The organism is Pseudomonas avellanae BPIC 631 (genome assembly GCF_000444135.1).
Lineage (GTDB): Bacteria > Pseudomonadota > Gammaproteobacteria > Pseudomonadales > Pseudomonadaceae > Aquipseudomonas > Aquipseudomonas avellanae.
On sequence record NZ_ATDK01000268.1, the window covers coordinates 1 to 10,065 of the forward strand.

Consider the following 10,065-nt stretch of genomic DNA (forward strand, 5'->3'; position numbering starts at 1 on the left):
GATCGCCTTTTTGCGGTAAGCGAGGCATGGGTTTGGTTGGCCGAGGCTCGAATACTCGCGCGCCGACTCACTACATGATTTTGTCTACACCCTCCTAGAGGATCACCCAGTGAACTTGCGCCTTTATCCACATCAAACTTTAGAAGCCATTGAGTAAAACCTTCTGGGGCGGGAACCTGACCCGACCTTATGTCGCCGCGTTCATTCATGGCTATGACTGCCTTTGGCCGAGCGCCGCCAGCACTGGTGCCAATCTGAAACAGGCGATGCATCGCATCCCTTTCTTGCGGGCTGGTACTACCACCCGAAAGCCTTGCTGTAAAACTTTCGCGGTCCGAGAGCACCTCGCCAGCAAGCTTCACCAGCGACTCAAGTTCGACCGGAACACTCTGACGGGAACCCCCGTTGATAGCCGGGTCATATTCCAGGGCACCCATCGCCCGATGCCCTGTGTAAAGCAAACGCTCTACAGGGCTGAAGGATGCTTTATCGCGACCCTCACGCGCCAGCCACGCATCAATAAGGGCATTACCGAAATCATCAGGAAGTGAGTCCGAGAGGCACGCGGGAAGGCCTTTATAGACATCTGGATTGAGGCCGGGAAATGTGTATATCGTGCCTGCGCTCAGCGGCATCGTCAGCGGAGCTATCTCCAAGCCCCCACCGATAAATTCGGGGAAGTATTCAAAGCTCCCGATTCGCTTCTCATCGTCCCAGACCAGAGCCCCCACGGGGTTACCCCAGAGGCTCACACGAGCAGTGTTTGCTACCATCCGCCATCGTCCTTTTTCAATCGTTTGCCATGCAGAACTTTCGGCACGGCCGCTTCCGTGTCCCCACTGCTCCTGTCTTGTGAAATACGCCGGACCTTTGAAGATGCGCGTTGACGCACTGCCCCACTCATTTTGTACACCTGGACAGGAGAGACCGGGACATCGGGTACTATCTGGTTAACCTGATCGATAATGTCGAGAGCCCTCATCACCGCTATGAGTGTGGTCAGTTTTGCATGACCGCGCTCCAGTTGAACAATCGTAGGCTTGCTGACGCCAACCGCCTCAGCGATCTGCTCTTGTGTCTTGTTACGGTTCAGACGCTGACGCTGAATTCTCGCACCTAACTCAACTGCAATGGCTTCATCTGTCATGCCGAGAAAATTCATAGAGACAACCTTTCTTTATAAAAACCCGCTTAAACACAATTTAAGGAAAGAAATAATATCCTTATGAATAAGGACTCTAGACGTTACGAACCATCGCATCAAGGCAAATAAATCCTATCTTTACAGCCTTTTTTATGCGTTTAGATAAAGAAAAATTTTCCTTACAGGCCCTCGACATTGAGCAACGAAAAATAAAACCACTTCCCCACCGATTCGCTTGGACGACCATCCCACAGGGATTGAGCAACCATCGAAATCGACTCATGCGCCATTGTCATGCTAGAACACGTATATCGGGGCCAGGATCGCGCTGACGATCATTGAATCGCAATTTTTCAGGCGGGCAATCACTGAATCGCCTCAAAAAAACAAACGCTAAAATCAGGCAAGTCCTTGATATACGAAGATAAAATAAATATGGAAGCTAGCGGAGCCTTGGAACGCATGAGCGATCAAACGCACGAACACGTCGGCAGAGCCGAACCTGTTGCAGAGCCAGCCACCGAACCCACCAGCCCGGCAAGCACCCAGACGCAGCAACGCCAGCGCGCCAACCAGCTCGCCCAGGCATTGCGCAACGAACTGCAAAAGGCCGTGATTGGACAAAACGCAGTTATCGAGGACGTTCTGACTGCACTGATCGGCGGCGGTCATGTGCTGCTTGAAGGTGTACCGGGGCTGGGCAAGACGTTGCTGGTGCGGGCGCTCGCCAGTTGTATCGGCTGCGAGTTCGCCCGTATCCAGTTCACGCCGGATCTGATGCCCAGCGATGTCACCGGACATGCCGTGTACGACCTGCAGACCGAACAGTTCAAGCTGCGCAAGGGGCCGCTGTTCACAAATCTGCTGCTGGCCGACGAGATCAACAGGGCGCCGGCCAAGACTCAGGCTGCGCTGCTCGAAGCCATGCAGGAGCGGCAAGTGACGCTTGAGGGCCGCGCCCTGCCCATCCCGCAACCGTTCATGGTGCTGGCGACCCAGAACCCCATCGAACAGGAAGGCACGTACCCGCTGCCGGAAGCCGAACTGGACCGTTTCATGCTCAAGCTGCGCATGGATTATCCCGAGGCGCAGGAAGAGCTGGACATGGTGCGCCAGGTCACACGCTCAAGCCGTGCCGACATGCTCGATGTGCGCCCGCTCAGGGTCATCATGCAGGCCCGGGAGGTTCAGGTCCTGCAACGCATTGCCAGCGAGTTGCCCATTGATGAGCATGTGCTGGATTACGCTGTGCGACTGGCCCGCAGTACGCGGACCTGGCCCGGTCTGAATCAGGGCGCAGGGCCGCGCGCGTCGATCGCCCTGGTGCGTGGCGGACGAGCCCGTGCGCTGTTGCGCGGCGGCGAGTTTGTAACGCCGGATGACATCAAGGGCTGCGCGCTGGCCGTGTTGCGACACAGGGTCAAGCTCTCGCCGGAACTGGACATCGAGGGCCTGTCGGTGGATCAAGTGCTCAGGCAGATCCTCGATCAGGTCTCGGCACCGCGCCTGTGAAACAGGTCCTCAAACCGGCTGTTGCGATGCTGTACTGGCTCGGCGGGCTGGCGTGCCTTGCATTGCTGCTCGGGACGTTGCAGGCGCTGGGGATCGACTACCCGGCAAAAATCGACAGCCTGTACTGGGGCGCATTGCTGGCCTTGGCGGGCCTGAGCCTGCTTGATGCATGCTGGCTGCTCAGACGCCCCTCGCCGCGCATACAACGCGAGCTTGCGGGCAGCCTGGCACTGGATCGCTGGAACGAAGCTCGACTTGATCTGCAGCACGACGGTGCCAAACCGCTCACGTTAAGGGTGTTCGACCACCTGCCGCAGGGCCTGGAGCATGAAGACCTGCCGCAAACCATCACCCTGCCTGCTCGCGGCAAGGGCAGCATCGGCTACCGGCTGCGCCCGTCAAGCCGCGGTCATTTCACGTTTGAGCACTGCGAAATCAGTCTGCCGGGGCCGTTGCGGTTATGGACGGCACGTCGCCACGTGGCATTGCAGAATACAACCCGCGTCTACCCTGACTTCGCCCGACTCTACGGCGGCCAGCTACTGGCTGTGGATAACTGGCTGAGCCAGTTGGGCGTGCGCCAGCTGCAACGTCGCGGGTTGGGGATGGAATTCAATCAGTTGCGTGAGTTTCGTGAAGGTGACAGCTTGCGCCAGATCGACTGGAAGGCCACTGCCCGCCAGCGAACCCCCATCGCCCGGGAGTATCAGGACGAGCGCGATCAGCAGATTGTGTTCATGCTCGATTGCGGACGTCGCATGCGCAGTCAGGACGGCGACCTGTCGCACTTCGATCACGCACTCAATGCCTGCCTGCTGCTGAGTTATGTAGCACTGCGTCAAGGCGACTCGATAGGCCTTGCGACGTTTGCCGGCGAGCAGGACCGTTATCTGGCGCCGGTCAAGGGATCGGGCCAGCTCAACCTGTTACTCAACTCGGTCTACGACCTGCAGACCACTCGAAGACCCGCTGACTACAGCGCCGCCGTTCGGCAATTGATGGTGCGTCATAAAAAACGCTCACTGGTGGTGTTGATCACCAACCTGCGCGATGAAGACGACGAGGAACTGCTGGCGGCCGTCAGGCAACTCGGCAAGCACCATAGAGTATTGATTGCCAGCCTCAGAGAGGAGGTACTCGACAGCCTGCGTCAGTCGCCGGTGCAAACCGCTGATGAGGCGCTGGAATACTGTGGGACCATCAGCTTTCTAAATGCGCGCACTTCCCTGCACGACCGCTTGCGTGCACAAGGCATGGCAATAATGGACGCAAGGCCTAAGGAGCTGGGGCCACAACTGGTCACTCGTTACCTGAGCTGGAAAAAGGCGGGCACCCTATGACACTCTTGAATCTGCCAGCCGACAGAATCAGGCTGACGCTTCATAAGAAGGGTAAAAACAGAAATACCGCTGCAACAGCCGGATGAAGTCCAGATACTCCGCCGAGACCTGAGACAGCTTGAAGCCAGAATCGTAACTGCCCGGTGTCTCGTCTTCGCGACACCAGAGGCACTTGGCGCTGACCTCAAGCGTCTGTCCAACGGTGTTACCCGGCAGTTTCAGGCATAAATCGAATTTAGCCCCCACCAGCACCGGCAGATCGCTGATAAGCATCAGCCCTTCCCCGGACACATTGCCCAGGCACCCTACCGGCTTGCCGGTGTGGCGATTGAAAACCTGCAGATAGTCCTGCAATTGGTGCCGTTCGATTTTTCGCTCTGTATGCATGGCAGGCTGCCTTCCGAGGCCAATGTTGCGTTCACCTAACACCGTTTTCTTGCCGAGGACTTCAATTGCAAACGCTCCGGGAACGCTTTTGAAGAAGCTCGTTACAGTTAGTACGTTGGTGAACACAGCCTAGATCAGAATTTTTTTAAATCCACCCGAATACGACACCTGCCCTCCAAACGAGGGTAACTACTTTGAAACGGATACGTTTCGCACAGGAGCCGGTGCGGGCACAGGCCTGGCGGGCTGAGCCTGGGGGTAGTGGCCCAGTTGAGCCAGCGTGTCGAGCCTGGCGCGCGCACGATACGCATATTCGCTGCCAGGGTACTGGTTCATCAGGAACTGATAGGTCTGCGCAGCATCGACGTACAGTTTTTGCCGCTCAAGGCACTGGCCGCGCAGCATCGACACTTCCGGCTGCACATAGCGCCGCTCGCGACTCTGACGATCGACCTTGGAAAGATCGAGCATCACCCGGTCGCAATCGCCCTCCTGATAGGCCCGGTAGGCGTGATCAAGGTTGGAGTTCATTGCCCAGCGGGTGCAACCGCTGAGCGCAGTCAGTAATACAACAATCGTTACAATACGCATGGGAGTCTCCTGTTCTCTGCCCTGTATCGGCCTGACAGCCCGTTTCTTCAAGCAAATCGAGTGCAGACTGTCAGCCGATTGCCCTTCACCACAGCAACACGGTAGTGCAAAGGAACAATGACTAAATACACAGACAGGAGTAGCCTCTCGCTGCGCTTCAATTAAGGAGTTTGTGCATGACCGTTCGCCGCACCAAAATCGTCGCCACACTTGGCCCTGCCAGCAACTCGCCGGAAGTCATCGAACAACTGATCCTCTCGGGTCTGGACGTTGCTCGTCTGAACTTCTCTCACGGTACTCCGGATGAACACAAGGCACGCGCCAAGCTCATCCGCGAAATCGCCGCCAGACACGGGCGCTTCGTCGCTCTGCTGGGCGACCTGCAGGGTCCTAAAATCCGTATCGCAAAGTTCACCGACAAGCGAATCGAGCTGAAGGTCGGTGACAAATTCACCTTCTCGACTGCTCACCCGCTGACCAGTGGCAACCAGCAGATCGTGGGTATCGACTACCCGGATCTGGTCAAGGATTGCGGCGTAGGCGACGAGCTGTTGCTCGACGACGGTCGCGTGGTCATGCGCGTCGACACCCAGACCGCACACGAACTGCACTGCACCGTGCTGATCGGCGGTCCGCTGTCCGACCATAAAGGCATCAACCGTCGTGGCGGTGGCCTGACTGCTCCGGCGCTGACCGAAAAAGACAAGCAGGACATCAAGCTCGCTGCCGAAATGGACCTCGATTACCTGGCCGTTTCCTTCCCGCGCGATGCCGCCGACATGGAATACGCCCGCCAACTGCGTGACGAATCCGGTGGCACTGCCTGGCTGGTCGCCAAGATCGAACGCGCTGAAGCGGTCGCCAACGACGAAGTGCTCGATGCACTGATCCGCGCCAGTGACGCTGTGATGGTTGCCCGTGGCGACCTGGGCGTTGAAATCGGCGACGCTGAACTGGTCGGTGTCCAGAAACGCATCATTCTGCACGCACGTCGCCACAACAAGGCGGTGATCGTAGCGACGCAGATGATGGAGTCGATGATCTCAAGCCCCATGCCGACCCGCGCCGAAGTGTCCGACGTGGCCAACGCCGTGCTCGATTACACCGACGCCGTCATGCTCTCGGCAGAAAGTGCGGCTGGTTCCTACCCGGTCGAAGCCGTACAGGCCATGGCACGTATCTGCGTCGGCGCTGAAAAGCACCCGACCGGCAAAACGTCCAGCCACCGGATCGGCCACTCGTTCACACGTTGTGACGAAAGCATCGCGCTGGCCGCCATGTACACCGCCAACCACTTCCCTGGCGTGAAGGCGATCATCGCACTGACCGAAAGCGGCTACACCCCGCTGATCATGTCGCGCATCCGCTCCTCGGTGCCGATCTACGCGTTCTCTCCGCACCGTGGCACTCAAGCGCGCGCGGCGATGTTCCGTGGTGTCTACACCGTGCCGTTCGACCCGGGAGCCCTGCCGCCAGGTCAGGTCAGCCAGGCCGCCGTCGACGAACTGCTCAAGCGTGGTCTGGTCGAGCAAGGTGACTGGGTCATCCTGACCAAAGGCGACAGCTACCACACCATCGGTGGCACCAACGGCATGAAAATCCTGCACGTTGGCGACCCATTGGTCTGATAGCTCGGCGCTGCAAGCCAAGGCCCCGTCTCGCAAGAGCCGGGGCCTTTTTGTATTGTGTCAGCTCGGGAACTGGGGCTTTCAGGCTTCTGCCCGTAGGGCGTGGGAGCGACCGGGGCCTTCGACCAGAATCAGAAGCGGACTTGTGCATAGCGATGCATCGGACGCAGAGCACGCTTCTGCCCGCAGGGCGTGGGAGCGAACTTGTTCGCGAAAGCTTTATTCCGGGCGATACATTTTCAGCGGATGTAACGGCCCTTTCGCGAACAATGCGGATCGCCGCCCCGGTCCCACGGCCTTCGGCCAGAATCAAAAGCGGACTTGTATAACGCTAAGCGCTGAAGCATGCGGAACGAGAGCTTTAACTAACGAGCCCCTTACTCCCGCGCCACAAACACATCCGCCAGCAATTGATTACGCGGCAACCCTGCCAGATACAACCGCTTGGCAAACATCTCAACGCTGTCGGCACTGCCACACAACAGCGCCATCGCATGCCGCGACAACAGGCGCAGCTCGGCCAGGGTTGTCTGCAGCGTTTGCGTGGTGATCAGTTGAACCAGCACCTGTGGATGACGTTCAGCCAGAGCCAGCAGCTCATCAGCCAGATAATGTGCCTGGCTGTCGCGGGCCAGATGAATCAGGCGGATACTGCCTTGATGCTCCTGACGCAACGCCTCGCGCAGCACGCCCCATAAAGGACCGAGGCCGGTGCCGGCCGCCAGCAGCAGCAACGGCTTGTCCTGCCAGTCGGGGTCATAACGCAGCGCCCCGCCACGCAGTTCGCCAAGCCGCATGTCGTCGCCGATCTGCAACTGGCGGGCGGCATCACGGAATGCACCGGGCAAACCGCAATCGATATGAAATTCCAGAAACGCATCCTCGCCCGGAAGACTGGCCAGCGAGTAAGGTCGGGCAATACCGCTTGCGGTCCACAACACTTGGTGCTGCCCAGCGCTGTATCTCAGCGGACGCAACGGTTCGAGCCGCAAGCGCAGCACCGTTGGGCCAAGCCAGTCGCAGCCAACGACCTTCGCAGGCAAGCCATCGCGCCGGGGGTCGAACACCTCGACGGTCAGATCCCCCACTACTCGGCACTGGCAGGCAAGCCGCCAGCCCTGCTGACGCTTTTCAGCGGGCAAGGCCTCGGGCAATGCATCATCAGGCTCGCCCTTTACGCAGCGCACCAGGCACGCATGACAACTGCCGGCACGGCAACTGTATGGAACCGGCACGCCGGCATGGTTCAGGGCGTCGAGCAGATTGCCGGCCGAGGGCACCGACCAGCTACGCTCACCCACATGCAATTGAGGCATTCAGACGCCCTGCGCAGAAAATAACGGCGATTGTACAGACTGGCTTGTCGGGCGGGTTATACTGCCGCGCCTTTTTGCGCCCGCTACAGCTAACCTTACAGCTCTGGTTCAAGCCGCAGTTCCAGACTGCCGCCGATAGCGTAATTGAATGTTCCCGTCCTTACAGAGGAGCGCGCCGCATGACCGTGATCAAGCAAGACGACCTGATTCAGAGCGTTGCAGACGCACTGCAGTTCATTTCCTATTACCACCCCGTGGATTTCATCCAGGCCATGCACGAGGCGTATCTGCGTGAAGAATCGCCTGCCGCCCGCGACTCCATCGCCCAGATCCTGATCAACTCGCGCATGTGCGCAACCGGTCATCGCCCGATCTGCCAGGACACCGGCATCGTCACGGTTTTTGTGCGCGTCGGTATGGACGTTCGCTGGGACGGCGCCACCATGGGCCTGGACGACATGATCAACGAAGGCGTGCGTCGCGCTTATAACCTGCCTGAAAACGTCTTGCGTGCCTCGATCCTCGCCGACCCGGCAGGCGCTCGTAAAAACACCAAGGACAACACCCCGGCCGTTATCCACTACTCCATCGTTCCGGGTAACACCGTGGAAGTGGACGTCGCGGCGAAAGGCGGCGGTTCGGAAAACAAATCGAAGATGGCGATGCTCAACCCGTCCGACTCGATCGTCGACTGGGTGCTGAAAACCGTGCCAACCATGGGCGCAGGCTGGTGCCCGCCGGGCATGCTCGGCATCGGCATCGGCGGTACGGCTGAAAAAGCCGCCGTCATGGCCAAGGAAGTGTTGATGGAGTCCATCGACATTCATGAGCTCAAGGCGCGCGGCCCGCAAAGCCGCATCGAAGAAATGCGCCTGGAGCTGTTCGAGAAGGTCAACCAACTGGGTATCGGCGCTCAGGGCTTGGGCGGTCTGACCACCGTGCTCGACGTCAAGATCATGGATTACCCGACCCATGCCGCCTCGCTGCCGGTGTGCATGATCCCCAACTGCGCCGCCACCCGTCACGCCCACTTCGTGCTCGACGGCACCGGCCCGGCTTCGCTGGAAGCGCCATCGCTGGACGCCTACCCGGAAATCGTCTGGGAAGCTGGCCCATCGGCCCGCCGCGTCGACCTCGACACCCTGACCCCGGAAGACGTACAAAGCTGGAAACCGGGCGAAACCGTGCTGCTCAACGGCAAGATGCTCACCGGCCGCGACGCTGCGCACAAGCGCATGGTCGAAATGCTCAACAAGGGCGAAACCCTGCCGGTGGACCTCAAGGGTCGCTTCATCTACTACGTCGGCCCGGTTGATCCGGTACGCGAAGAAGTCGTCGGCCCGGCAGGCCCGACCACCGCCACGCGGATGGACAAATTCACCCGCCAGATCCTCGACCAGACCGGCCTGCTGGGCATGATCGGCAAATCCGAGCGCGGCCCAACCGCAATCGACGCAATCCGCGACCACAAAGCCGTGTACCTGATGGCCGTCGGTGGCGCTGCATACCTGGTGGCTCAGGCGATCAAGAAATCCCGAGTCGTGGCCTTCGCCGAACTGGGCATGGAAGCGATCTACGAGTTCGAGGTCAAAGACATGCCGGTAACCGTTGCCGTGGACAGCACGGGTGAATCCGTACACATCACCGGTCCGCAGATCTGGCAGAAGAAGATCAGCGACAGTCTGGCGGTGGAAGTGCAGTAAGTTTTGACGTGCAACACGATGAAAAAACCCGGCGCAAGCCGGGTTTTTTATTATGGGAACAGGCAGAAACTCTTACAGAGGAACCCTGTAAAGCTTTAATAGCAATCCATAATAAACCCCAAGATAACTTTCAAAAAATTTAAAAACCTTTCAATACTCCCGGATAATTCAGGCTTCAACTCTGCAAAAAAAATACCAAAAAACAGCTCAGAAGCGAATACATTCTCCGCAACACAGATGCATGGGCGATATTTATATTCTCCAGCTCGCACTAATTTGCCGGGTATATAAACCAGAGAAAAGCAAATAGTAAGCCCACCTAAGGAACCTCCGAACAAGTCTCAAATATGCGAAAATCGCCTGACCACCTGATCCGAGCCGCCCATGAGCCAAATGAGCTTTTCCGACGTTGAGTACGCAGGCAAACGCAAGCAAACCCGCCGC

8 protein-coding genes and 1 pseudogene are annotated in these 10,065 nt (G+C 58.5%); 4 read left to right on the plus strand and 5 right to left on the minus strand.

The features are described from left to right. Positions 1 to 65: 65 nt before the first annotated feature. Positions 66 to 773: pseudogene (locus DW49_RS0115645) on the minus strand (type II toxin-antitoxin system HipA family toxin); the annotation flags it as partial. Continuing rightward, on the minus strand, positions 767 to 1,162 hold the full coding sequence (locus tag DW49_RS0115650; RefSeq protein ID WP_005620227.1) for a helix-turn-helix domain-containing protein: 396 nt from the start codon (positions 1,160 to 1,162) through the stop codon (positions 767 to 769). The pseudogene DW49_RS0115645 and the gene DW49_RS0115650, both read right to left, overlap by 7 nt. 444 nt (positions 1,163 to 1,606) lie before the next feature. Here DW49_RS0115650 and DW49_RS0115655 point away from each other — a divergent pair, with 444 nt between their 5' ends. Then, positions 1,607 to 2,656, plus strand: coding sequence for an AAA family ATPase (locus DW49_RS0115655; RefSeq protein ID WP_024419760.1), 1,050 nt, complete (start codon positions 1,607 to 1,609; stop codon positions 2,654 to 2,656). After that, positions 2,653 to 3,996 (plus strand): DUF58 domain-containing protein, encoded by a 1,344-nt coding sequence (locus DW49_RS0115660; RefSeq protein ID WP_005620231.1) that lies wholly within the window; start codon positions 2,653 to 2,655, stop codon positions 3,994 to 3,996. Before DW49_RS0115655 ends, DW49_RS0115660 begins: the two co-directional genes overlap by 4 nt. 27 nt (positions 3,997 to 4,023) lie before the next feature. Here the strand turns inward: DW49_RS0115660 and DW49_RS0115665 are convergent, their stop codons facing one another. Both DW49_RS0115665 and DW49_RS0115670 read right to left on the minus strand, forming a co-directional pair. Then, positions 4,024 to 4,383 (minus strand): PilZ domain-containing protein, encoded by a 360-nt coding sequence (locus DW49_RS0115665; protein ID WP_005620232.1) that lies wholly within the window; start codon positions 4,381 to 4,383, stop codon positions 4,024 to 4,026. A 189-nt stretch (positions 4,384 to 4,572) separates the two neighbouring features. Next, positions 4,573 to 4,974, minus strand: a complete 402-nt coding sequence (locus DW49_RS0115670; protein ID WP_005620234.1) for a tetratricopeptide repeat protein — start codon at positions 4,972 to 4,974, stop codon at positions 4,573 to 4,575. A gap of 176 nt (positions 4,975 to 5,150) precedes the next feature. Between DW49_RS0115670 and pyk the strand changes: the two genes are divergently transcribed. Then, on the plus strand, positions 5,151 to 6,602 hold the full coding sequence (gene pyk / locus DW49_RS0115675; protein ID WP_003380907.1) for a pyruvate kinase: 1,452 nt from the start codon (positions 5,151 to 5,153) through the stop codon (positions 6,600 to 6,602). A 377-nt stretch (positions 6,603 to 6,979) separates the two neighbouring features. On the opposite strand, the gene DW49_RS0115680 is transcribed toward pyk, so the two are convergent. After that, entirely contained in the window at positions 6,980 to 7,918 is a 939-nt protein-coding gene (locus DW49_RS0115680) for an iron-sulfur-binding ferredoxin reductase (RefSeq protein WP_024420936.1), read from the minus strand. 179 nt (positions 7,919 to 8,097) lie between these two features. Here DW49_RS0115680 and DW49_RS0115685 point away from each other — a divergent pair, with 179 nt between their 5' ends. Next, entirely contained in the window at positions 8,098 to 9,621 is a 1,524-nt protein-coding gene (locus tag DW49_RS0115685; protein ID WP_003380911.1) for a fumarate hydratase, read from the plus strand. Positions 9,622 to 10,065: the final 444 nt, after the last annotated feature.

Coding starts and splice junctions, on each gene's coding strand:
- pyk (WP_003380907.1), top strand. CDS start 5,151: ATGACCGTTCGCCGCACCAAAATCGTCGCCACACTTGGCCCTGCCAGC.
- DW49_RS0115670 (WP_005620234.1), bottom strand. CDS start 4,974: ATGCGTATTGTAACGATTGTTGTATTACTGACTGCGCTCAGCGGTTGC.
- DW49_RS0115665 (WP_005620232.1), bottom strand. CDS start 4,383: ATGCATACAGAGCGAAAAATCGAACGGCACCAATTGCAGGACTATCTG.
- DW49_RS0115650 (WP_005620227.1), bottom strand. CDS start 1,162: ATGAATTTTCTCGGCATGACAGATGAAGCCATTGCAGTTGAGTTAGGT.
- DW49_RS0115680 (WP_024420936.1), bottom strand. CDS start 7,918: ATGCCTCAATTGCATGTGGGTGAGCGTAGCTGGTCGGTGCCCTCGGCC.
- DW49_RS0115685 (WP_003380911.1), top strand. CDS start 8,098: ATGACCGTGATCAAGCAAGACGACCTGATTCAGAGCGTTGCAGACGCA.
- DW49_RS0115655 (WP_024419760.1), top strand. CDS start 1,607: ATGAGCGATCAAACGCACGAACACGTCGGCAGAGCCGAACCTGTTGCA.